This window comes from Pseudomonas sp. FP1742 (assembly GCF_030687145.1).
Lineage (GTDB): Bacteria > Pseudomonadota > Gammaproteobacteria > Pseudomonadales > Pseudomonadaceae > Aquipseudomonas > Aquipseudomonas frederiksbergensis_D.
Map to the genome: position 1 here is coordinate 2,528,985 of NZ_CP117460.1, position 21,799 is coordinate 2,550,783.

Sequence of the window (21,799 nt, forward strand, 5' to 3'; positions counted from 1 at the left end):
AATTGAGTCTATGACATGTGATTTCGCACCTCGTTGACCACCTGCTATGGGTCGTTTTCTCCCGACTCTGACAGGTAGAAAACGGTCCTTGATGAACGTCCGGTCTTGGCCAGCCCTCTTCGATACCGGCAAATTTATCCCTGCCGACCGGGTCTCTGGCAACGTATAAGAGGCCGCTCCCGGCAACTCAATCCTCAGAGCGATCTGCCTTAGCGGCATACCTCTAACTTCGCAACCCCCTCAAAGCAACCGTTCAATGGCAGAATCTCCTCAACTTGATCGTTTTGGAGAACACCATGCTTCGTGCGTTTGAACGAAGGCTCGACCCCTTTCCTCCTGACGAGGTACCACCGCCACCCGACGGCCTGGCTCGCTTCCTGTGGGCCTGTACGCGGGGAGCCCGCGGTTACATCCTTGTGTTTGCGCTGCTCAGTGCCGGTGTGTCGATTTACGAAGCCTGGCTATTTTCCTTCCTCGGGCAGGTCGTGGACCTGCTCTCGACCTGGCAGGCAGGCGGTGAAGCGGCTGCGCAGGAACGTCGCGTGTTGTGGGGCATGGGCATCGTAATGGTGACCAGTGTCGGGCTGGTGGCGTTGCGCACCATGGTGCAGCATCAGATATTGGCGATTAACTTGCCGTTGCGGCTGCGCTGGGACTTCCATCGCTTGATGCTGCGGCAAAGCCTTTCGTTTTTTTCCGATGAGTTTTCCGGCCGGGTCACTACCAAGGTGATGCAGACGGCGCTAGCGGTGCGCGACATGCTATTCACCCTTATCGAGATCGCACCCGGGATCGGGGTGTATTTCATCGCGATCATCGCACTGGCCGGCGGCTTCGCCCTGAAACTGATGCTGCCCTTTGTTGCCTGGGTTGTGTTGTTCGGGCTGGCCATGTGGTACTTCGTGCCCCGCCTGGGGAAAGTCGGACAGGAACAGGCCAATGCGCGGTCGATGATGACCGGGCGTATCTCAGACGCCTACACGAACATCACGACGGTGAAGCTGTTCTCTCACTCCAATCGTGAAGCGCATTTCGCGCGTGCAGCGATGGAGGATTTCAAACAAACCGGCTTTCGTCAGATGCGCCTGGTAAGCCAGTTCGAAATCGTCAATCAGGCATTGGTGGTGGCATTGATCATGGCAGCAGGGGGGTATGCCCTGTGGCTATGGCACCAGGGTGAGGTCGGCGCAGGTGCCGTGGCGGCAATCACCGCCATGGCGTTGCGCATCAATGGCATGTCGCACTGGATCATGTGGCAAATGACCTCGCTGTTCGAGAGCATAGGCACCGTGCAGGATGGCATGGCAACCCTTACCCGCGGCCCGAAGGTGCAGGATGCGCCGGACGCGGGCGTCCTGGTGACCTCCGGCGGGGCGGTAACCTTCGATAAGGTGAGCTTCAATTATAGCGGCGAACGTCAGGTGCTCGATGGCCTGAGCCTGCACATCCGTCCGGGCGAAAAAATCGGTCTGGTTGGCCGCTCTGGCGCCGGCAAATCCACGCTTATCAATTTGCTGCTGCGCTTTTATGACGTCGACAGCGGGGAGATTCGCATCGACGGCCAGAACATCGCGCACGTGACGCAAGACAGCCTGCGCGGCGCCATCGGTATGGTCACGCAGGATACGTCCCTGCTGCACCGTTCCATTCGCGACAACATCGCCTACGGCCGCCCCGATGCGACCGACGCGCAAATCCGCAGCGCCGCGGCCAATGCCCAGGCCGATGAGTTCATCAGCCAGTTGAGCGACCGGCAAGGCCATACCGGTTACGACACCCTTGTGGGTGAGCGCGGCATCAAGCTGTCGGGCGGCCAACGCCAACGCGTCGCGATTGCCCGGGTGATGCTCAAGAATGCCCCGATCCTGCTACTTGACGAGGCCACCAGCGCGCTGGACTCGGAAGTCGAAGTGGCCATACAGGAAAGCCTCGATGAAATGATGCAGGGCAAGACTGTGATCGCTATCGCCCATCGACTGTCCACCATCGCGGCCATGGACCGGCTCATCGTCATGGACAACGGACGCATCATCGAGCAGGGCACCCACACCGAATTGCTCGGGAAGAACGGCATCTATGCGCGGCTGTGGCAGCATCAAAGCGGCGGGTTTCTGGGTGAGGATCAGGGAGTGGCCGAGGCTATGGATCAGGTGTGAGCGTGAAGAGGGCGCAGCAGGAGGGCGATAGGGGCGGGCCACGACCATTCCACACGGCAACGGCTGCTGTCGGCCCATAGCGGCCCTTCGGACTTGCCCCGAAAGCCCGGCTGCTGACCGGTCAATGCAGATAACGAAAACTATGCATGTCAGTCGGAGTATCGGCTTTAATGTCGGTGCAGATTCACCTGCTCACGGCGCTGGATTTCTATAATTTGCGAGATGTGATGCACGCTATCGGTGGGTTCCAGGTTCTGAACCCCTATCTAAATCAAGGAAGACAACCCATTGAAAACAGCTCTCGGCGCTCTGCTTTTAACCTGTCTGACGACCAGCGCTCTCGCTGACGTCAACTCTGTCGGCTTCCAATCCTACACCCTGCCGGACCCACACAATGAGCGTCCGCTGGAGATGGTCGTCTGGTATCCCAGTACAACGACCATCACCCCACAGTTGATCGGCGACGATGTGGTGTTTGTCGGTGCTTCAGCGGTTCGCAACGCGCCACCCTCTGCTGGCGAGCACCCATTGGTGGTGCTCTCCCATGGATTCAGAGGCAATTGGAACAATCAGAACTGGTTGGCGAGTGCATTGGCCCATAAGGGTTACATTGTCGCAGCGGTCAACCACCCCGGCACCACGACCCATGATCGAAGCCCGCAAGCGGCGGCGCAGTTATGGCAGCGGCCCATTGACCTGCATCGGGCCATTGAGGCGGTCACCACGCAACCTGAAAAATTTGGCGTGGTCACGAAGCGTCAAATTGCTGTAGTGGGCCATTCACTCGGCGGCTGGACTGCAATGGAGATCGCCGGTGCTCGTTTCGACCCGGCCCTGTTTGCCCGTGACTGCAAACTCCATCCGCAGTTATCCAGTTGCACCAATTATCAAAAGATCAACCCTGAGAGTACTCCGGCATTAAAGGCCGGTCTGGCCGGCGATTTGCGCGATCAACGCGTCACCGCTGTGGTTTCTTTGGACCTTGGGCTCTCGCGCGGGATGACCGATGAGAGCCTTGCGGCACTGCCGGTGCCGGTGCTAGTTATCGCTGCCGGCGCACCATCGGTGGAACTGCCTGCTCAGTTGGAGTCCGCCAACCTGGCCACACGCCTGCCCCAAGCGTCCAGCCGCTATGTCGAGATCAGTGACGCCAGCCATTTCAGCTTCTTGCCGATTTGCAAACCAGGTGCAGTGGCATTGCTCGAAGAGGACATTCCTGGCGATGGCATCATTTGCGGGGATGGCGACAATGCTCGCCCGCGCGAGGTAATCCAACAGCAGGTTACGTCACTGATCACCGAGTTTCTGACGCAGTCCGCGAACAACAAAGTGGAGCTCTAGGATTGCTGGCGCTCGGCAACTCGGCAGACCTGAAATTTGCGTAGGAGCGCAATTTTTGTGTCGAATCCAGCCACCTATTACGATCAAAAACGTTTTTACACAGCCTCGACCCAAAACGGACAGATCGGCCCTGACTCGGGCCGGTCTGTCGATGGCGGTTAGAAACACCAGTCCTCAGCATATACGACGCGACAGAATGGTCCCGCCAGAGTCGCATTGTGATGAGCAACAATCTCTTCAGCCTTCAGCGCAGGGGTGCTGTTGCAGGTGTGGCCATCGGCGATGAGCACAGCATCGAATCCAAAATCCCGTGCAGCGCGGCAGGTGCTGTCGACACAGTATTGGGTCTTCATTCCGGTAATGACCACGCCCTGAGCGCCACAAGCTCGTAGCTGATCGGCCAGAGCAGTCTTGGTGAAGGCGTTGGGTCGGCTTTTCTCGAAGATCACTTCGTCGCCCTGTAGCTCCAGTTCCTGCACCAGTTGCGTCAACGGACTTCCGGACTCGATAGGCGAACCAGGTGGACCAATATGGCGTGCGAGAAAAATCGGCGCACCTGCACGCCGGGCTTTACTCAACAGGTTATTCAACGTGTCTAGCAGAGCTTCGCCAGCCCATGGTTTTTCCGGACCATGAAACAACCCAACCTGCATATCGAGAATCAAGAGTGCATACATAGTGCTTTTCCTTGCGTTTGGACCAGCGACACAAGGGCAAAAGAAAAGGCCCTATCCATCACTGGCGGGCCTTTGAAGTTCGTGTGTTATTGGCTCACGACACCTCTCACGACCCGCCTCTGGCGGTCGTGGTAGTCGTGGTCAAGGCAATTCGTGGCTGATTCATAAAGCTGACAATAGCTGCACGGCACCGGGTTGGCAAATGAGCGCATGAAGGTGAAGACTGATTCACGATCGTTAAGGTTCGCTTTTGGCCGATAGCCGTCCGCTACGAAGCGCTGCTATCGGCCCTTAGATCGAAAACACTATTTCTGCTGGGAACGGTGGTGCGGCGATCCGACTTGCCCGCGAAGGTGGTGTGCCAGGCGACATCAATGTTGAATGTGATGGCCTCTTCGCGGGCAAGCCCGCTCCCACAGGTTCAAGTCCGTCACGGGTTCGCCTGCGCTCACCAGAAAGCGCGAGGGTTGTTGCGCGTTCACGCGTGACGGGGTTCGGTCGAATGGACGGCCTGAACCCACTGAAAAGCCTGCAGGCCGGTGTTGCGTGCTTACATTTCCCACATGGCCCGTGCCCATTGCTGAGCCTGTTTGCGTTTGCGGTAGCTGGCGAGCCGCGTCAAAGCCCCCGACTGCTCCTGATCAATTCATAGGCCCGACGCACCAGCGGGTTCACGGTGTTGGGCCGAATCCACAAGTGGTAGGTCACGTCCGGCAGCCGTGGCAAACCATCGTTTTCGCCGAGTACGCGCATGTCCGGGCCGAGCATTTCCATGCTTCTGGGCGTGACGCCCAGCCCGGCACGCGTTGCGGCCTTGATGCCGATCAGGTTCGACGCCAGGTACGCCTGGCGCCATGGAATGTTGGCGCGCTCCAGCGCCTCCAGGGCGTAGCGACGATAGATACTCGGTTCATCCACCAGAATCAGCGGCAAGGGTTCTTCGGGCGTATGAATGTACTGCGCCGAGCAGATCCACCACACCGGCGAAGTGCGCAAGGCGAAGCCTTCGAGCGTCGGGTCTTCACGGGTGGAGATCACCATGCTGCGCGGCGCCCGAACCCTGGCACCACGCCTGGAGGTGCACGAACGCCAGGCCCTGGAAATCGCTCATTGGCTACAAGCGCAACCGCAGGTGAAACGGGTGTTTCACCCAGCGCTGACCGATCATCCCCATCACGTATTGTGGCGGCGGGACTTCACGGGCAGCAACGGATTGCTGTCCTTCGAACTGCGTGATGCCGACGCTACGTATGTCGAGCGGTTTATCGATGCGCTGCAGGTGTTTGGTCTGGGCGCGTCCTGGGGCGGCTATGAAAGCCTGGTCACCGTCGCCGACACCCAGGATCGCAACAGTGCGGCAGATCGCGCATTGAACCCGGTGCTGCGGTTGCACATTGGCCTGGAAGATGTCGACGCGTTGATTGAGGATTTGCAACGCGGGTTCACCGCGATCGAGGACTAGGACTTGCGCTGATGCCGGTCAGTCGCAACGCGACCTGTAGCAGCTGTCGAGCTTGCGAGGCTGCGTTCGGCTGCGAAGCAGTCGTGAATCCGGCTAACGCGATTCGCCTGACACACCGCAAGTTCTGGTTTGACGACTGCTTCGCAGCCGAACGCAGCCTCGCAAGCTCGACAGCTGCTACAAAGAGTGCGCTGCGGCTTAATTTGCCGGCATTAGGACTTGCGCAACAGGAGCAACGCCAGCGCCGCAGCCGCCAGCACCGCCCCGGCGATGAAAGTGCTGGCGGAGCCCGAGGTTTCCCATAGCGCGCCAGCCAGCACGCTGGCGATCAACAGGCACACGCCGCTGATCAGATTGAACAGGCCGAACGCCGTGCCCCGCAGATGTTCGGGGGCGGTGTCGGCGATCAGCGTCGCGAGAATGCCCTGGCTGAAACCCATGTGCAGACCCCACAAGGCCACGCCCGCCATCATGGTCATGATTGAATCCGCTTGCGCCAGCAGCAGGTCCGCCAGGATCAGCAGCCCCATGCCGACACACAGCAACTTGGTGCGGCTGATCCGGTCGGACAGCCAGCCGGCAGGGTAGGCAGACACCGCATACAGCAGCGACATGACCACCATCACCATCGGCACCCAAGTGGCCGTCAGGCCTGTCTGCTGCGCTTTCAAGACCAAAAAGGCCTCGCTGAAACGGGCCAGCGTGAAGAGCCCGCCGACGATCACCACCCACCAGTAACCCCGGGAAAACTCCCGCAGAACCTTCCAGTGGATAGGCGAGCGAAAGGTGTGTTTCCCGGCGACATCGGTAGGCTCTTTGACTCCACCGACAATCAGCGCCACCGATATCACCGCCGGAATCACCGCAAACCACAACACCAGATGGATCTGCCCGAGCCAGAGCATCAGCACGATCGCCAGAACCGGACCCAGAATCGCCCCCACGGTGTCCATCGACTGGCGCAGACCAAAGCAGGCGCCACGAATTTCGGCCGGGGCGACATCGGCGACCAGCGCATCGCGCGGCGCGCCACGAATGCCTTTGCCGATGCGATCCAGAAACCGCGCGGTAAATACCACATCAACCGAGTGCGCGAGGGGAAACAGCGGCTTCGACAACGCCGCCAGACCGTAGCCCATCAACAGCAGGCCTTTACGCCGGCCGATAAAGTCGCTGATGGCGCCGGAGAATATCTTGACCACCATCGCCGTCGCCTCGGCGATGCCTTCGATCACCCCGACGGTCAGTGCGCTGGCGCCTAAAGTAGTGACCAAAAATACCGGCAACAGGCTGTGCACCAGCTCTGACGAAAGGTCCATGAACAGGCTGACAAAACCCAGGGCCCAGACCGTGGAGGGGATACGCAGTGAGGCTGGTCTGGGTTTTGCGAGGTTGTCCATGCTGGTTTCCGGGTTGAATACTCACCGAGTATTGATAGCGCCAACCCCGGCTATCAAAGGTTCTGACTTAAAAAGATCAACGTATTGCCATGCGCCTCGACCGCCGCCCGCTGGTTATAGCTGTCACGGTGCGAGCAGTTGAAGCCATGTTCGGCACCCGGATACACCTCGATATCGACATCGTCGTTGAACTCGAAGCGCTCGGCGATTTGCTTCACGGCGTCGATCGGGATATGGCTGTCCTGTTCGCCGAAGTGCATCAGCAGCGGCACTTTGATTTCACCGGCCCGATCCAGTTGGTTCTGTATGCCGCCGCCGTAATAGGCGATCGCCACGTCGACGAAGCCGTTGGCCGCGGTGTTGTACGACAGCATGCCGCCGAAGCAGTAACCGATGGACGCGATCCTGCCGTCCAGCCCCGGATGCGCCTTCAGGGCGTCGATGGCCAGTTTGATGTCAGCCTGGGCCTTGGCGATGTTGGTGGCGTTCATCAATTCGACGGCGCGTTTCCAGCCGGCTTCGTCGTAGCCCAGTTCGATACGGTGGCCGTGGCGCCAGAACAGATCCGGCGCTATGACCAGATAGCCATCGGCGGCGTATTGCTCGGCGACCGAACGGATGTGTTCGTTGACGCCGAAGATTTCCTGAATCAGCACGATCCCCGGACCTTTACGGGTATGGGGGATGGCCAGGTAGGCGCCGAAGGTGCCTTCGGCGCTGCTGAGTTCGATCCATTGGGTGGTTACGCTCATGATGGCTCCTGTCTACACAAGTTGGGTGGGGTGGGTTTGGGGTTACCTCGACGCTGGTGCATCAGCGCTGACTGCGCCGCCAGAAGCATCGAGCCAACAACGCGTCCAGGCTGAGTTTGCCGGCCCCCGAAAACAACAACGGCATGAGGGCTGCGAGGTAGATCAGCGGCAGCTTGAAGTTGCCGTGGCCTTTATTGCTGATGGCATAACCCTGGGCAAGTTCACTCAATGTAGACCAATCGGCCGGCCAATGAACGGCAGCGGTCGCGACGACAGTCACCACGATCAGAATAATCGCCGAAAGCCGCGTCCCCAGGCCTGCCAGCAAGGTGAGGGCGCAGATCAGTTCGGCCCACATCGCCAGCTCCCAGTTGAGCGTGGCTGGAACGTGGTTGAAGGGAAACGGGAAGTTGTCCTGGATATCGGCGAACCAGTTCTGGCCGTTCCATTTTTCCAGGCCCGACTCGAAAAACTCCCAGGCCAGAAACAGCCGCAGGGTGAGAGGCGCGATCCAGTTGCCGACGCGGTCGAGGTTCAGGTGCAGGCCCTGGACGGCTGATGAGAGAGAGGTGGTCATGGTTTTGGTCTCCGGGCATTCATTGCGAGTGTCTACCGCTAGCAGCTGCTCGGCAGCCACTAGCGGTTATCGGTGGTCAGCGGACGCCAGAAGTGTTGCAATCAGCTGTATTGGCGATATGTCTGAAAGGTCGCCCGGTGCAAGTGGGTGTATCCCGGGCCGCAACAGATACATTCCCATACAAAACTGTGATTCAGCGCCGGTCAGCGGCGTCTAGCGACAGTGTCCCCGCAATCCCATGGGGCGAGACTTCGGAACCCGGCATGCAAGCGCTGTTGAACGAGATCCTTGACGCAGTCCGACCGTTGATCGGTCAGGGCAAAGTGGCTGACTACATTCCCGCCCTCGGCACGGTACCGGCCAATCAATTGGGCATTGCCGTGTATGGCAATGACGGCGAGTTGTTTTGTGCTGGAGACGCCGACACGCCGTTTTCGGTGCAGAGTATTTCCAAGGTGTTCAGCCTGGTGCAGGCCATCGAACATTCCGGCGAAGCCATTTGGGAACGTCTCGGCCACGAGCCGTCCGGCCAGCCGTTCAACTCGCTGGTGCAGCTGGAATTCGAGCGTGGGCGCCCGCGCAATCCCTTCATCAACGCCGGTGCGCTGGTGATCTGCGACATCAACCAGTCCCGATTTGCCGCGCCGGCATTGTCGATGCGCGATTTTGTCCGGCGCTTGTCCGGCAACCCGAACATCATGGTGGACGGCAAGGTTGCCGAGTCCGAATACCAGCACCGCGCGCGCAACGCGGCCATGGCTTACCTGATGCAGTCGTTCGGCAACTTTCATAACGACGTCGAAGCGGTGCTGCGCAGCTACTTCAGCCATTGCGCGCTGCGCATGAGTTGCGTGGACCTGGCCCGGGCGTTCTGCTTCCTGGCCAACGACGGTTTCTGCAAACACAGCGGCGCACAGATCCTCAGCGCCCGCCAGACCCAGCAAGTCAACTCGATCATGGCCACCAGCGGGCTGTACGACGAAGCGGGCAACTTTGCCTATCGCGTCGGTCTGCCGGGCAAGAGTGGAGTGGGCGGGGGCATCGTCGCGGTGGTGCCAGGGCAATTCACGGTGTGCGTCTGGTCCCCGGAATTGAACGCCGCCGGCAACTCCCTCGCGGGCATGGCGGCGCTGGAGTTGTTGAGTCAGCGGATTGGCTGGTCGGTGTTCTGATGGCGTTCCTTGACTTGCGCCTGATGGCCGCTAGCGTGAAGTAGACAATTTTTGACTGCTCACCCGATCGGGTGGAGGCGCGGGTGATTCCATGATGAAATTCGGTTCCGCGCTTCTCGTCTTCAATGAGGCGGACGCTCATTTGCGCAAGGGGTTGTCTGCCGTGGTGCAGATCGGCAATACCCTGTGGGTCGCCAATGATGAATCCTTGAGCCTTGAACGTTTCACCCGGCGTGAGCGCGCCAGCCCGGGCGAATTTCTGTTTGATCAGCAGAAGCGGTTCCCGTTGGCATCCCTGTTGACGCTGCCGGTCATGCCGGACGTTGGCAAAGAAGACGTTGAAGCCGACCTGGAAGGCATGAGTTACGACCGCGACTCAGGGTATCTCTGGATCGTGGGCTCTCACAGCCTGAAGCGGAAAAAGCCCGATAGCAGCAAGTCCCTGAAGAAGAACGCCGAGCGTCTGGCCACTGTCAGCCGTGATGGCAATCGTTTTCTCCTGGCCCGGATTCCACTGGTCGAAGAAAACGGGACGTTCACTTTGGTGAAGGGCACCGCCAGCGATGATCGAGTCGCCGCCCAATTGGCCGGCAATCAACTGGGTAACGAATTGCTCGATGAACTCAAGGACGACGAACATGTTGGGGCATTCCTGCACATTCCCGGCAAGGACAACGGGTTCGATACCGAAGGCCTCGAGGTTAACGGCAAGCGTGTTTTTATCGGGTTGCGAGGGCCTGTGCTGCGGGGATGGGCAATCATTCTGGAGGTCGAACCCGAAGACCATCCCAAGGTTGCTCACACACTGAGGCTGAAGAAAATCGGGCCGGGTGGGCGAAAGTATCGAAAGCATTTTTTCCAGCTCAATGGACTCGGCGTCAGGGACTTATGCCTCGATGGTGACGATATGTTGATCCTGGCGGGGCCAACGATGGACCTCGACGGGCCCGTCACTGTATTTCGATGGCGCGGCGGTGCCAGACCAGCAACTGAAGGTTTCGTTTCCAGCGAACAAATGACGTCGGTCCTGGAGGTTCCTTATGGGCAAGGAGAGGATAAAGGCTGCGATCATGCCGAAGGGATGACCTTTATAGGCACCGAGGGTGTAGAGGAGTCCTTGCTGCTGGTGGTTTATGACGTGAACGCCGGGTGGCGAAAACAAAGAAGCAATCGCCTGGAGCAAGATGTATTTCGACTTGCGAAAAAGTAACCGCCACCGCGTCCCGGTGAATGACGCTCCACGGATTTTCCTATACATTTTCCGACCGCCCCCCTGCATGGTGAAACCGCTTCATGTCTCTTGCGCTCGAACGTCTAGTCGCTGGTACGCCGATCCCATTTGCCGGTAATCGTGTCACGGTCGTCAGCCCCGAGCTGGCGGCGCGCTTTCAGCCCGGTGACCATCTGCTGGTGGAGCAGGTCAGCGGCGAGTTGTTGCTGATCCCGGTGGCGGACCAGCAAGCGGCGGCGGTCGCCATCGAGCGTGCCGAGGCGGCGTTTGCCGCGATGTCCAGCGTTTCGGATCAGGCCATCAGCGAGTTCTTCGATCGTTTTGCGCAACGCCTGGAAACCCCGGAATGCTGGGCCTTGATTGCGGCCGCCAACCTGGCTGACATCGAGCGGGCCAAGGCGCGCGGGCGCTCCACCACGCGCTTGCTGGCCGATGAACGCATGCGTGGCGACATGATCGCAGGCCTGCGGGCCTGGCGCGATGCGCCGGCCACCCGCGGTCAAGTCGTGAGTTGCGTCGAGCACGACGGCTGGAAAGTCGAACAGGTGGTTTCGCCGTTGGGCATCGTCGCGTTCGTGTTCGAAGGCCGGCCGAATGTCTTCGCCGACGCCTCCGGTGTATTGCGTACCGGTAACACCGCGGTGCTGCGCATTGGCAGCGACGCATTGGGCACCGCCCAGGCCATCGTCACCCATGCATTGAATCCGGCGCTGGCCGACGCCGGGTTGCCAAGCGGTGCGGTGTCACTGGTCGAAAGCGTCAATCACGCGGCCGGCTGGGCGATGTTCGCTGACCGGCGTTTGTCGCTGGCCGTGGCCCGTGGTTCGGGGGGGGCGGTCAGCCAGTTGGGCAGCATCGCGCAACAGGCCGGCACCGCCGTCAGCCTGCACGGCACCGGTGGCGCCTGGCTGATCGCGAATAAAGACGCCGACGCCCAGCGCTTCGCCGCCGTGGTGCGCAACTCGCTGGACCGCAAAGTCTGCAACACCCTGAACGTCTGCCTGATCCACCGCGACCGCGCTGGCGAACTGGTGCCGCTGTTTCTCGATGCGCTGCAACAGGCCGGTACCGCTCGGGGCCAAGGCTGCAAGTTGCATATCGTCGAGGGTAGCGAGCAGCATTTGCCGAGCGATTGGCGTACCGCGAGCGTCGAGGTGTACCGCGCCGAAGGCTATCAGACCGAAGCACAGGCCGAACCGCTGCCCGAGGAGCAATTGGGCCGCGAGTGGGAATGGGAAGAAACCCCGGAAGTCAGCCTGAAGATTGTCGACGACCTGGACCAGGCCATCGCCTTGTTCAACCGCTACAGCCCGCAATTCACCGTGTCGCTGATCAGTGAAGATGCACTGGCGCAGGAGCGCTTCTACAACGCGGTCAACGCGCCTTTTGTCGGCAACGGGATCACCCGCTGGGTCGACGGACAGTACGCGCTGAACAAGCCGGAACTGGGGCTTTCGAACTGGGAGAGCGGGCGTCTGTTTGCACGCAGCGCGATTCTTTCGGGTGATGGCGTGTTCACCATCCGCAGTCGCATGACCCAGACGAGTCTGTCGGTCAAACGCTGAAACGCGCAAAACCTGTGGGAGCGAGCTTGCCCGCGAAAGCGGGGTGTCAGGCGACATCAATGTTGCCTGACACTCCCTCTTCGCGGGCAAGCCACGCTCCCACAGGATTTTCGTCGCTCATTAGGCGCAGCCCCCGGCCCCCGGCCACCGTCCGCACTATACTTAATGTGAGTCCGTGTCTGCGCGCAGACGGATGGTGCCTCGGATTATGTGAGGGAGGGTTGTTCCATGAAACTTCATTCCTTTCAACGTTACTCCCATGGTCTGGAAACGGTCGTTCACGACGCGTGGATCACCACGCGGGTGAAGTCGGCCCTGGCATTGGCCGAACCCAACCTTGGCCTGAATGTCCACGTCAAAACCCACGCGGGCACGGTGGCATTGAGCGGTCGCGTCAACACCCATAGACAGTGTGAGCAGGCTGTTGCTCTGGCCCGCACGGTTCCTGGTGTCGTCAATATCGATGCCAGCGAATTGCTCACTCATGTGTTCACGCCAGGCAGTTTTCCAGAAGCGCCCAATGCCGAAGAGTCCGCTGAGCGTCGGCCACAATCGTCAGCGAAGACGGACGATAAATAACGGGGGCGACTTGGTGAGTGTCACATTCCCGGTCGGGAAACGAGGCCGGGGGTGGTCGCGCGCCTGTTCATATCAGCGAGGCTGCGCCAAGCCTGGCGCAGCGGGGCGAGTGCAGCTTTCAAGCGGCTTCAATCACTTTGCCATAAACGGCACAGGTGTCCGGGTGCTCGGCCAGTGACACGAACGTGCGGCTGTCGCCATCCAGGGCGTCGACCGAACCGGTCTCGATGTCATAGACCCAGCCATGCAAGTTCAGCCGGCCTTTTTCCTGGGCCAGGCGCACGCTCGGATGGGTCTGGATATTCGCCAGTTGGGCGATGACGTTTTCCCGCACCATCGAATTTACCTTGGCCACGTCGCTGGCATGAGGGCGGGATTCGTTGATCACCTTGGCCGACTCTGCGTGCTGCAACCAGCCGCTGACGGCGGGTAGGTGATCCATGCATTTGCACTGGGCAATGGCAGTCATGGCGCCACAATCCGAATGCCCGCAGATCACGATGTCAGTCACCCCCAGTACCGCGACCGCATATTCCACCGTGGCTGACACGCCGCCGGGATGCGGGCTGTAAGAGGGCACGATATTGCCGGCATTGCGCACCACGAACAGTTCGCCGGGCTCTTGCTGGGTCAGCAGTTCCGGCACCACACGGCTGTCGGAACAGGTGATGAACAAGGTGCCCGGATGCTGGGTGGTGGCCAGGTGTTTGAACAGATCGGTACGTTGCGCAAACGCTTCGTTCTGGAACTTCAATAAACCTTCGATAAGCGCTTTCATGGCTGATTTCCTTGCAATGAATGAAGGGGACAAAAAATGCAATCCATGTGGGAGCGGGCTTGCTCGCGAAAGCGGTGTGTCAGGCGACATCAATGTTGACTGACACTCCCTCTTCGCGAGCAAGCCCGCTCCCACAGGTTCTGCGTCTTGATTGACTGGGTTGTTTAGAAAGGACGCAGCGGCAGGAACTTGCCGTCCAGGGTGATCACGGCACGGGAGCCGCCTTCCGGGTCTTCGACCTTTTTCAGGTCCAGCTTGAAGTTGATCGCGCTGATGATGCCGTCGCCGAATTGCTCGTGAACCAGGGCTTTGAGCGTGGTGCCGTAGATCTGGATCATTTCGTAGAAACGGTAGATGGTCGGGTCGGTCGGAACACCCGACAGGCTGCCGCGCAGCGGGATGATTTGCAGGCGGGCCACGGTGTCGGCGTCCAGCTCGAGTTTTTCGCCGATCACTCTGGCGGCGGCTTCCGGCAGTGGATGCTGGCCGAGCAGGGCGGCGGTGACGTAGGCCAGACCCAGGCCGGTGCCATCGGTCAGATCCTGCCAGGACAGATTCTTGCGCGCCTTGGCATCGAGGATCGAAGTGGTCAGGGCCAGACTAGTGTCCTGGTAAGCGTGGGACTGTTGCATGGTGTGACTCCTATCGGTTGTGGCTGGAAAGTGGAGCCATCTTCGGTTGATTGATTCATAGCGTCCAAGATCGATATACAATGCTTTGCATAAGTCCTGCCTATAGATGATGAGCCCCATGCTGCTCCGACATTTGCGCTACCTGCTGGCGGTCGCCGACCACGGCGGCTTCACCCGCGCCGCCGAGGCGTTGCACGTCTCTCAACCGACGCTGTCCCAGCAGATCCGGCAACTGGAGGAAACCCTGGGTGTCAGCCTGTTCGACCGCACCTCACGCACGGTCAAACCAACCGACGCAGGGCTGGCCTATATCGATTGCGCCCGGCGGGTACTGGTGGAACTGGAAGCGGGCAAACGCGCGCTGCATGACGTAAAGGACTTGTCTCGCGGCACCTTGCGACTGGCCATGACGCCCACCTTCATGGCGTATCTGGTGGGGCCGCTGGTGCGCGACTATGGAGCGAAATTTCCGAACATCCACCTGGATATTTTCGAGTTGTCGATGGATGACATCGAGGCGGGGCTGCTCGATGACTCGCTGGACATTGCCATTGCCTTTACCCCGGTGAGGAGCCCCGACATCGAGTGCCTGCCGGCGTTTGTCGAGACCCTGGGGCTGATGGTCGGGCACGGCCATCCGTTGTATGAACGCCAGAATCCGCTGTTGCCAAAGGAAGTGGCGCAACTGCAGTTCGCGTTGCTGACGCCGGACTTCGTCACCCGGTCCTTGATCGACGAGTATTTTCGGCAGCAGAACATCACGCCCAAGGTGGCGATCGAAGTGAATTCGGTGAGTACGCTGTTGGAGGTCATTCGCCACACGCCGATGGCCACCATCCTCCCGGAGCCCATCGCCACGGCGGAACGGGCATTGCGCCGGATTGAATTACAGGGCGAGGCACCCCGGCGCGACGCGGCATTGCTGCGCAGGAAGAACAACTATCACAGTGCCGCGTCTGTGGCGTTCGCGAACCTGGTGATGGCCGGCAGCACCAGCGTGTGAATCAATCATCCACCGACTGGCAGATGCCATTGCCGCCTTTCTTGCTGGTATAGGTCACGGCTACCGTGTCGTCATCCGCGATGCTGATCGAGATCGTCACATCCGGCCCCTTGGCCTCGAAAAGACGATCATTGATCATTTTGGTCTGGGCTTCTTTGCTGTTGATCATCACCGGACCATCCTGGTCGGCGTGGACCATGATTTTTCCGGGGCAGTCCACATCGAAGGCGGGAATGCCGGGGAGACTGTTCGCATGGGCTGCACTCGCCAATGCCAGTAGCATGAATGTCAGGGTTGTTTTCATCGCAGACCTCCAGCGGATAAACCGATGTCCAGCGCACTGTTAACCATAGCCTTGTTCTTTTGACCCGGTGCGAAGTTAGAGGTGCAAAAACAAGAAACAAAAAAAGGCCCCGCTCGATAAACGAGCGGGGCCTTCTTGTATTTGGGAGAGATCAGTACAAACGATCAATCACCCGAACTTCATTCTGGTTCTGCATCGAGGCCCAGGCCTGTTTCAGCGTTTGCAGCACGCTGCCGATGAAGTCCTTGTCGGCCGCGGCTTTCTTGCCGACATAGCCCTGGCCGCGACGGTACATCTTCATGCGGGCCAGCAGGTTCTGGTTGTTCTTGTCGAACTCTTCTTCGTGGGCATGGGGCGACAGGCAGTCGATATGGACCTGGCCCGATTTGCTGATCCACAGAATATGGCTGTCATGGCTGTCTTTTTGCGCAGCGAACAAGCGAGCCAGTTCATCGATAGTCGGTTGATTGTTCAGATTCATTGTAAGCCCCTTGACCATTTGGTGATCTTTCAAAGTTGATTCGCTAATACAGGTAGCCCATCGGTTAGTTGATCCCTGGCACCGAAACCAGGACGTCAGCGGTCGGCCGTCAATACGACGGGGTCGCGCATCTGTTGCATGTAGTCGTGTTGAATAACTGCTACGCAATAGCGTCACAACGAAGAGAAGCAGCGAAAACCTGGAGGCCACTGCCGACGTTTTCAGGGTCGGCCACAAGCTTCATGAGGATTGATCGCCAGCGCTTCTCGCCCTTGTACTGGACGTTCAGGCCAGGTCAGCTTCTTCAATCTGCCTTGTGGGCAGCGTGTATCCGGGAAAAACAGCTCGGCGGTCAGACGAACTTGCTCAAACGTGTTGCCTGTACTCCCGATCGGGGAGACGTCTGCATCATGCAAGGGCAAATCGGAGGCGTCAACGGTTTTGTAGTGATTATTTTTGTTCACTACATATTGTCGGACAAAGTGGTTTTGGAATTAGAAAATTAGCGTGGCTGGCGCTTGGAGTCTTCGGCAGCGCTTACCCCGGCCCCGTAGGCGTTGCCGAAGGCTGCAATCTTTCAAAGCGGTAAAGGGTGCATGGATAGCCGTCGATCGGCAGCTGATGCACAGTGAACGCTCCGCCCGTGAAATCGGGCATCACCCTGGCCCAGAACAGCCGCGCAGGCTGGTTGGCATCGATGTGGAAAATCTGCCATTGACCGGGGAAACGGCTCAAGAGGGCAGAGACGACAAACTTCGCGACACCTTGGCCACGAAAGCGTCGACTGACAAAAAAGTAGCCGATGTTGTACTCGGCGCCGACGATATGGGTTTCGTTATCCACGGTCACGAACCCCGCCAACTCGCCATCAACCCTGATCAGAAACGGCCGGGTTGCCGGGTTGCGCCAGTAATCCAGTTTGGGCTGGACGTTGAATAAGCCATGTTCCCCGAGCTTCAGCGGCAACCATTCGCTGAAATCGTACACGTAGAACTGCATCAGGTTTTCGATGATCTCCAGTTCGTCGCGCTGGGCGGCGTGCAGTTCTATCGAGGGCTGGCTCCTGATTGTCGCCATGATCGTACCTTCTGAAAAAGCAGGGCTGTTGCCTGGCGCGGAACCTGTGGGAGCGGGCTTGCTCGCGAAGAGGGAGTGTCAGTCAGCATTGACGTCGCCTGATACACCGCTTTCGCGAGCAAGCCCGCTCCCACAGGTTTCATGTTGAGGAACACTAGACCATTTCGATTCACTCGAACGGCCTTCACGCCTTGCCCGTCGGTTTCGCCACGCGCTTGCTGCCGGTCGAAGGCTTGCGTTTGGCGGGTTTGCGTTTGTTTTTCCACGGTGTGGCGCCACGCCCGGCGGGGCTTGCCGGCCCGCTGATGGTCAGGTTCAGGCCGGCGCAGCGCGCCACTTGCTTGCTCATCCACGCGGCCTGTTTGGTGACGAATTCTTCCAGGCTCATTTCACCGCTCTGCACCATGTCCAGCGCCTGTTCCCAGATCGCCGTGGTGCCGGGGTCGGCAATCGCGCGCGGCACCGCATCGATCAGGCTGAAAGCCGCCGGCGTCGCGGCCAGGGCCTTGCCGTTCTTGATCAGATAACCGCGGTCGAGCAGGCCCTGGATGATCGAGGCGCGTGTGGCTTCGGTGCCGATGCCGGTGGTGTCCTTGAGCTTTTGCTTGAGCAGCGGATCTTCCACCAGTTTGGCGACGTTTTTCATTGCCTTGATCAGATCGCCTTCGGTGAACGGCTTGGGCGGTTGGGTCCAGAGGTCCTTGAGTTTCACGTCGGCCACCGCGCAGTCACGGCCTTCGGCCAGTGTCGGCAGTGTTTGCGGCGCGGGGGCTTCGCGGCCCTTGGCGGGGGCGAGGGCTTCGGGCAGGGCGCGTTTCCAGCCGGGCTCGACAATCTGCTTGCCCACGGCGCGCAAGGCTTCACCGGCGCAGTCGAAGTCGGCCTGGGTGCGGTCGTATTCATGGTTGGGCAGGAACTGCGCCAGGTAACGCGCACGAATCAGGGTGTAGACCGCCCGTTGCTTGCCCACCAGCCGGTCGAGGTTCTTCGCCGCGGCGGTCGGAATGATGCCGTGGTGCGCGCTGACCTTGGCATCGTTCCAGGCCCGTGAGCGGCGTTGTGGCTGCAGATAATCGTGCAAGGCGTTCAGAGCCGGATCGGCTTGCCGGAGCGCCGCCAGAATACCCGGCGCTTCGCTGTGCTGGCTCAGGGGCAAGTAGCCGCAGTCGCTGCGCGGGTAGGTGATGACTTTATGGGTTTCATACAGGGCCTGGGCGATATCGAGGGTTTCCTGGGCGCCGAGCCCGAGTTTTTTCGAGCAGACTTCCTGCAAGGTGCCGAGGTCGAACGGCAGCGGCGCGACTTCGCGCATGCGCTCGGTACGCAGCTTGATCACCCGAGCGCTCGCCGCGTTGCCAATGGCCGCAGCCGCCTGCTGGGCCAGCGCCTGGTTCAGGCAGCGATCCTGATCGTCACAGGCATCGGACGCCGCGCGCCACTGGGCAGTGAACGCAGTGCCATCGTGCAGCAGTTGCACGTCGATGGCCCAGTAGGCCACCGGGACGAAATTGGCAATGCTGCGGTCGCGATCCACCACCAGGCGCAAAGTCGGCGTCTGCACTCGACCGACCGGCAACACACCCTGATAGCCGGACTGACGCCCCAGCAGGGTGAACAGCCGACTCATGTTCATCCCGATCAACCAGTCGGCCCGGGAGCGCCCCAACGCCGAATGATAGAGGCTGAACGTCTCGGCCCCCGGCTTGAGCGCCGCCAGTGCCTTGCGGATTGATGCATCGTCCAGGGCCGACAACCACAGCCGCCGGATCGGCCCGCGATAACGGCAGTGCTCCACCAGTTCCCGGGCGATCATCTCGCCCTCACGGTCGGCGTCGGTGGCAATCACCAGTTCACTGGCCTCGCCGAGCAGGCGTTTGACTGCCTTGTACTGGCTGGCCGTGCGCGGTTTGACGGTCATTTTCCATTTTTCCGGAATGATCGGCAGATCCGCCAGCACCCAACGCTTGTAACGCGCGTCGTAGGCATCTGGTGGAGCGGTTTCCAGCAGGTGGCCGATGCACCAGGTCACCGTGACGTCCGTTCCCAGCCAGCAGCCGTCGCCCCGACGCCTGGCGCCGAGCACGGCCGCGATGTCTTTGGCCTGGGAAGGTTTTTCACAGAGGTACAGCCGCATAGCCACCATCGTCGATCAGTGTTCCAGAGGTGCACAGAATGGCGGTTGATGAGCGATGGAGCAATCTTTATCTGTATGGATGTACAGCTTTAGCTGTTGCCGTTGATGACAGCGGTCAATCCAGCGACTGAAGCACGCTCCGTTCGGCTTCGAAGTGCTCGCGAAGCCGGAACATAAGGTATACCTGTTAGGGTGCGGAAACCGCACAACAGCAACAGAGGAACCTACTTCATGAAAGTCCCAGGTGCCGGTAGTCCCATCTCCATCGTCCCCCAACCCGGCTGCGTGGTGGTGAAGTTCCATGGCATTCAAGTGGCGTCGTCTACTCGGGCGCTGGTCATGCATGAGACCAATTATCCTCCGGTGTACTACATCCCGCGGGAGGACATCGCCGAACAGTATTTCGCCCGCACCGACCACACCAGCTATTGCCCGTACAAGGGCGATGCCAGCTACTACAGCCTGCAGATCCCCGGGCATGAAAGTGCCAACGCGGTATGGAGTTATGAGCACCCCAAGGTGTCGGTCGCGCAGATTGGCGGGTATGTGGCGTTCTATCCCGACGAAGTGACGTTTGAGGTGCTCGATACCTGATGTGCAAAAAACTGGCGGCGTCGTAATCCCTGCGGGAGCGGGCTTGCTCGCGAAGGCGGTGTGCCAGACAACATTTATGTCGACTGACACTCCCTCTTCGCGAGCAAGCCCGCTCCCACAGGTTCCGCGCCTTAACCAGAGGCAAGCTTCTCTAAAAGAGGCATGCCGTCAGTTCTTATCCAGATCCACGTTCCTGGTCTCGCGCAAACACATCATCCCCACCGCCAGGCTCACCCCGGTAATCACCACCGGGTACCACAACCCGTAAAAGATGTCCCCGGTGTACACCACCAGGGCAAACGACACCGTCGGCAGGAACCCACCGAACCAGCCGTTGCCGATGTGGTAGGGCAGGGACATCGAGGTGTAGCGGATACGGGTCGGGAACAGTTCGACCATCAGCGCCGCCAGCGGGCCGTAGCACATGGCGGAGATGATGATCAGCGCGACGATCAACACCACGATCATCGGTTTGTTGATCAGCTGGATATCGGCTTTTGACGGATACCCGGCCAGGGTCACTGCGCCGCGCAGGGCGGCTTCGTCAAAGCCGTCGAGCTTCACGTCACCGACGCTCACCTGCACGCCGCTGCCGGTCGGGGCCGCTTCGCTGTTGTAGGGCAGGCCTTGTTTGACCAGGAAGGTTTTGACCTTGTCGCACGGGCTGTCAAATTTCGCCTTGCCCACCGGGTCGAACTGGAAGGTGCAGGTGGCCGGGTCTGCCAGTACGGTGATCGGTGCCTGACGGCTGGCCTGGTCGATGGCCGGGTTGGCGTAGTGGGCGATGGACTTGAAGATCGGAAAGTACAGTGCGGTGGCCAGTAGCAGGCCGATCATCAGCACCGGTTTGCGTCCGACCTTGTCCGACAGCCAGCCAAAAAAGATGAAGAACGGCGCGCCAATGATCACGCTGACAATCAGCAGACTGTTGGCCAGGGCCGGGTCCATTTTCAGGAACTGTGTGAGGAAGAACAGCACGTAGAACTGCGCGGCATAGAAGGTCACCGCTTGCCCGGCGTTGATGCTGAACAGGGCGATCAGCACCACTTTAAGGTTTTCCCATTTGCCGAAAGAATCGCGCAGCGGCGACTTGCAGAGTTTGCCTTCCTCTTTCATTTTCACGAACGCAGGCGACTCGTGCAGGCTCAGGCGAATCCAGGTGGAAATGCCCAGGAGCACGATCGAAAACAGGAACGGGATGCGCCAGCCCCAGACTTCAAACTGGTCGCCGGTGAAGTAACGGCAACCGAGCACCACCAGCAGCGACAGCAGCAAGCCGAGGGTGGCGGTGGATTGAATCCAGCTGGTGTGGAAGCCGCGCTTGCCGATCGGTGCGTGTTCGGCGACGTAAGTGGCAGCGCCGCCGTACTCACCCCCCAGCGCCAGGCCCTGGAGCATGCGCAGCACCACGAGGATGATCGGCGCAGCGATGCCGATGCTCGCGTAGGTCGGCAGCAAACCGACGCAGAACGTCGCCAGGCCCATGAGGACGATGGTCGCGAGGAATGTGTATTTACGCCCGATCATGTCCCCCAGGCGTCCGAACACCAGCGCACCGAACGGCCGCACGATGAAGCCGGCGGCGAAGGCCATCAGCGCGAAGATGAACGCCGTGGTGTCGTTGACCCCGGCGAAGAACTGTTTGCTGATGACCGCCGCGAGGGCGCCGTAGAGGAAAAAGTCGTACCACTCGAACACCGTCCCCAGGGACGAGGCGAAGATGACTTTCTGGGTTTCCTGACTGGTGCCCGCGCTGCGGACGGCTTCCAGGGGCTGAACATGTTCTGACATATCGGTATCCCTCACAGTGATTGTTTTTGTTGTTCCACTGGTGTTGCGTAGTCCTTGCAGCGGTATTTCAACGTCCTTAAATCTAGTGCGATC

At 59.8% G+C, this 21,799-nt stretch carries 19 protein-coding genes and 2 pseudogenes; 9 read left to right on the top strand and 12 right to left on the bottom strand.

Translation table 11 applies throughout. The features are described from left to right. Positions 1-296: 296 nt before the first annotated feature. Positions 297-2,156 (top strand): ABC transporter ATP-binding protein, encoded by a 1,860-nt coding sequence (locus PSH64_RS11310; protein ID WP_305480703.1) that lies wholly within the window; start codon positions 297-299, stop codon positions 2,154-2,156. Positions 2,157-2,444: 288 nt separating this feature from the next. Further along, entirely contained in the window at positions 2,445-3,497 is a 1,053-nt protein-coding gene (locus PSH64_RS11315) for an alpha/beta fold hydrolase (RefSeq protein WP_305480704.1), read from the top strand. A 158-nt stretch (positions 3,498-3,655) separates the two neighbouring features. Here PSH64_RS11315 and PSH64_RS11320 read toward each other — a convergent pair whose 3' ends face one another. Beyond that, the gene (locus PSH64_RS11320; protein ID WP_105345673.1) at positions 3,656-4,174 is read right to left on the bottom strand and encodes a cysteine hydrolase family protein; all 519 of its coding nucleotides are present in this window, start codon (positions 4,172-4,174) and stop codon (positions 3,656-3,658) included. Positions 4,175-4,792: 618 nt separating this feature from the next. After that, positions 4,793-5,230 (bottom strand): annotated as a pseudogene (locus PSH64_RS11325) (LysR substrate-binding domain-containing protein); the annotation flags it as partial. On the opposite strand from PSH64_RS11325, the pseudogene PSH64_RS11330 reads away from it, so the two are divergent. Then, positions 5,214-5,636 (top strand): annotated as a pseudogene (locus tag PSH64_RS11330) (PLP-dependent transferase); the annotation flags it as partial. The pseudogenes PSH64_RS11325 and PSH64_RS11330 overlap by 17 nt on opposite strands. A gap of 212 nt (positions 5,637-5,848) precedes the next feature. Here PSH64_RS11330 and PSH64_RS11335 read toward each other — a convergent pair. From PSH64_RS11335 to PSH64_RS11345, 3 genes are all read right to left on the bottom strand, one after another. Beyond that, entirely contained in the window at positions 5,849-7,036 is a 1,188-nt protein-coding gene (locus PSH64_RS11335; protein WP_019579454.1) for an MFS transporter, read from the bottom strand. Positions 7,037-7,089: 53 nt separating this feature from the next. Beyond that, positions 7,090-7,788: a dienelactone hydrolase family protein gene (locus PSH64_RS11340; RefSeq protein ID WP_105345670.1), complete on the bottom strand. Its 699-nt coding sequence runs from the start codon at positions 7,786-7,788 to the stop codon at positions 7,090-7,092. Between the two features lie 61 nt (positions 7,789-7,849). Next, positions 7,850-8,365 carry a DoxX family protein gene (locus tag PSH64_RS11345; protein ID WP_105345668.1) on the bottom strand — a complete coding sequence of 172 codons (516 nt, stop codon included), beginning with the start codon at positions 8,363-8,365 and terminating at the stop codon, positions 7,850-7,852. A 263-nt stretch (positions 8,366-8,628) separates the two neighbouring features. Between PSH64_RS11345 and glsB the strand changes: the two genes are divergently transcribed. The 4 genes from glsB (at position 8,629) to PSH64_RS11365 (ending at position 12,912) form a co-directional block, all read left to right on the top strand. Continuing rightward, the gene (gene glsB / locus PSH64_RS11350) at positions 8,629-9,537 is read left to right on the top strand and encodes a glutaminase B (RefSeq protein ID WP_105345665.1); all 909 of its coding nucleotides are present in this window, start codon (positions 8,629-8,631) and stop codon (positions 9,535-9,537) included. Positions 9,538-9,628: 91 nt separating this feature from the next. Then, on the top strand, positions 9,629-10,747 hold the full coding sequence (locus PSH64_RS11355) for a DUF3616 domain-containing protein (protein WP_105345663.1): 1,119 nt from the start codon (positions 9,629-9,631) through the stop codon (positions 10,745-10,747). A gap of 83 nt (positions 10,748-10,830) precedes the next feature. Beyond that, positions 10,831-12,333 carry an aldehyde dehydrogenase family protein gene (locus PSH64_RS11360; protein ID WP_105345660.1) on the top strand — a complete coding sequence of 501 codons (1,503 nt, stop codon included), beginning with the start codon at positions 10,831-10,833 and terminating at the stop codon, positions 12,331-12,333. Positions 12,334-12,561: 228 nt separating this feature from the next. Continuing rightward, positions 12,562-12,912 (top strand): BON domain-containing protein, encoded by a 351-nt coding sequence (locus tag PSH64_RS11365; RefSeq protein WP_105345657.1) that lies wholly within the window; start codon positions 12,562-12,564, stop codon positions 12,910-12,912. Positions 12,913-13,030: 118 nt separating this feature from the next. Here PSH64_RS11365 and PSH64_RS11370 read toward each other — a convergent pair whose 3' ends face one another. Continuing rightward, positions 13,031-13,690: a carbonic anhydrase gene (locus PSH64_RS11370; protein WP_105345655.1), complete on the bottom strand. Its 660-nt coding sequence runs from the start codon at positions 13,688-13,690 to the stop codon at positions 13,031-13,033. A 164-nt stretch (positions 13,691-13,854) separates the two neighbouring features. Continuing rightward, the gene (gene cynS, locus PSH64_RS11380; protein ID WP_305480705.1) at positions 13,855-14,322 is read right to left on the bottom strand and encodes a cyanase; all 468 of its coding nucleotides are present in this window, start codon (positions 14,320-14,322) and stop codon (positions 13,855-13,857) included. A 118-nt stretch (positions 14,323-14,440) separates the two neighbouring features. On the opposite strand from cynS, the gene cynR reads away from it, so the two are divergent. Beyond that, a complete protein-coding gene (gene cynR / locus PSH64_RS11385) occupies positions 14,441-15,325 on the top strand; it encodes a transcriptional regulator CynR (RefSeq protein WP_305480706.1) in 885 nt (294 codons plus the stop codon). A 1-nt stretch (position 15,326) separates the two neighbouring features. On the opposite strand, the gene PSH64_RS11390 is transcribed toward cynR, so the two are convergent. The 4 genes from PSH64_RS11390 to PSH64_RS11410 form a co-directional block, all read right to left on the bottom strand. Next, a complete protein-coding gene (locus PSH64_RS11390; protein ID WP_018929755.1) occupies positions 15,327-15,629 on the bottom strand; it encodes a hypothetical protein in 303 nt (100 codons plus the stop codon). Between the two features lie 151 nt (positions 15,630-15,780). After that, on the bottom strand, positions 15,781-16,110 hold the full coding sequence (locus tag PSH64_RS11395; RefSeq protein WP_105345648.1) for a hypothetical protein: 330 nt from the start codon (positions 16,108-16,110) through the stop codon (positions 15,781-15,783). A 537-nt stretch (positions 16,111-16,647) separates the two neighbouring features. Further along, on the bottom strand, positions 16,648-17,187 hold the full coding sequence (locus PSH64_RS11400; protein ID WP_105345643.1) for a GNAT family N-acetyltransferase: 540 nt from the start codon (positions 17,185-17,187) through the stop codon (positions 16,648-16,650). Between the two features lie 184 nt (positions 17,188-17,371). Further along, complete coding sequence (locus tag PSH64_RS11410) at positions 17,372-19,321, bottom strand: DNA topoisomerase III (RefSeq protein WP_305480707.1); 1,950 nt, start codon at positions 19,319-19,321, stop codon at positions 17,372-17,374. A gap of 231 nt (positions 19,322-19,552) precedes the next feature. Here PSH64_RS11410 and PSH64_RS11415 point away from each other — a divergent pair, with 231 nt between their 5' ends. Then, positions 19,553-19,915: a DUF427 domain-containing protein gene (locus PSH64_RS11415; protein WP_105345640.1), complete on the top strand. Its 363-nt coding sequence runs from the start codon at positions 19,553-19,555 to the stop codon at positions 19,913-19,915. Between the two features lie 168 nt (positions 19,916-20,083). Here PSH64_RS11415 and PSH64_RS11420 read toward each other — a convergent pair whose 3' ends face one another. Then, positions 20,084-21,706 carry an MFS transporter gene (locus tag PSH64_RS11420; protein WP_305480708.1) on the bottom strand — a complete coding sequence of 541 codons (1,623 nt, stop codon included), beginning with the start codon at positions 21,704-21,706 and terminating at the stop codon, positions 20,084-20,086. Positions 21,707-21,799: the final 93 nt, after the last annotated feature.

Excerpts from the sequence above, each read along its gene's own strand:
- PSH64_RS11310 (WP_305480703.1), top strand. The coding sequence starts at position 297 with ATGCTTCGTGCGTTTGAACGAAGGCTCGACCCCTTTCCTCCTGACGAG.
- PSH64_RS11320 (WP_105345673.1), bottom strand. The coding sequence starts at position 4,174 with ATGTATGCACTCTTGATTCTCGATATGCAGGTTGGGTTGTTTCATGGT.
- PSH64_RS11335 (WP_019579454.1), bottom strand. The coding sequence starts at position 7,036 with ATGGACAACCTCGCAAAACCCAGACCAGCCTCACTGCGTATCCCCTCC.
- PSH64_RS11340 (WP_105345670.1), bottom strand. The coding sequence starts at position 7,788 with ATGAGCGTAACCACCCAATGGATCGAACTCAGCAGCGCCGAAGGCACC.
- PSH64_RS11345 (WP_105345668.1), bottom strand. The coding sequence starts at position 8,365 with ATGACCACCTCTCTCTCATCAGCCGTCCAGGGCCTGCACCTGAACCTC.
- glsB (WP_105345665.1), top strand. The coding sequence starts at position 8,629 with ATGCAAGCGCTGTTGAACGAGATCCTTGACGCAGTCCGACCGTTGATC.
- PSH64_RS11355 (WP_105345663.1), top strand. The coding sequence starts at position 9,629 with ATGATGAAATTCGGTTCCGCGCTTCTCGTCTTCAATGAGGCGGACGCT.
- PSH64_RS11360 (WP_105345660.1), top strand. The coding sequence starts at position 10,831 with ATGTCTCTTGCGCTCGAACGTCTAGTCGCTGGTACGCCGATCCCATTT.
- PSH64_RS11365 (WP_105345657.1), top strand. The coding sequence starts at position 12,562 with ATGAAACTTCATTCCTTTCAACGTTACTCCCATGGTCTGGAAACGGTC.
- PSH64_RS11370 (WP_105345655.1), bottom strand. The coding sequence starts at position 13,690 with ATGAAAGCGCTTATCGAAGGTTTATTGAAGTTCCAGAACGAAGCGTTT.
- cynS (WP_305480705.1), bottom strand. The coding sequence starts at position 14,322 with ATGCAACAGTCCCACGCTTACCAGGACACTAGTCTGGCCCTGACCACT.
- cynR (WP_305480706.1), top strand. The coding sequence starts at position 14,441 with ATGCTGCTCCGACATTTGCGCTACCTGCTGGCGGTCGCCGACCACGGC.
- PSH64_RS11390 (WP_018929755.1), bottom strand. The coding sequence starts at position 15,629 with ATGAAAACAACCCTGACATTCATGCTACTGGCATTGGCGAGTGCAGCC.
- PSH64_RS11395 (WP_105345648.1), bottom strand. The coding sequence starts at position 16,110 with ATGAATCTGAACAATCAACCGACTATCGATGAACTGGCTCGCTTGTTC.
- PSH64_RS11400 (WP_105345643.1), bottom strand. The coding sequence starts at position 17,187 with ATGGCGACAATCAGGAGCCAGCCCTCGATAGAACTGCACGCCGCCCAG.
- PSH64_RS11410 (WP_305480707.1), bottom strand. The coding sequence starts at position 19,321 with ATGCGGCTGTACCTCTGTGAAAAACCTTCCCAGGCCAAAGACATCGCG.
- PSH64_RS11415 (WP_105345640.1), top strand. The coding sequence starts at position 19,553 with ATGAAAGTCCCAGGTGCCGGTAGTCCCATCTCCATCGTCCCCCAACCC.
- PSH64_RS11420 (WP_305480708.1), bottom strand. The coding sequence starts at position 21,706 with ATGTCAGAACATGTTCAGCCCCTGGAAGCCGTCCGCAGCGCGGGCACC.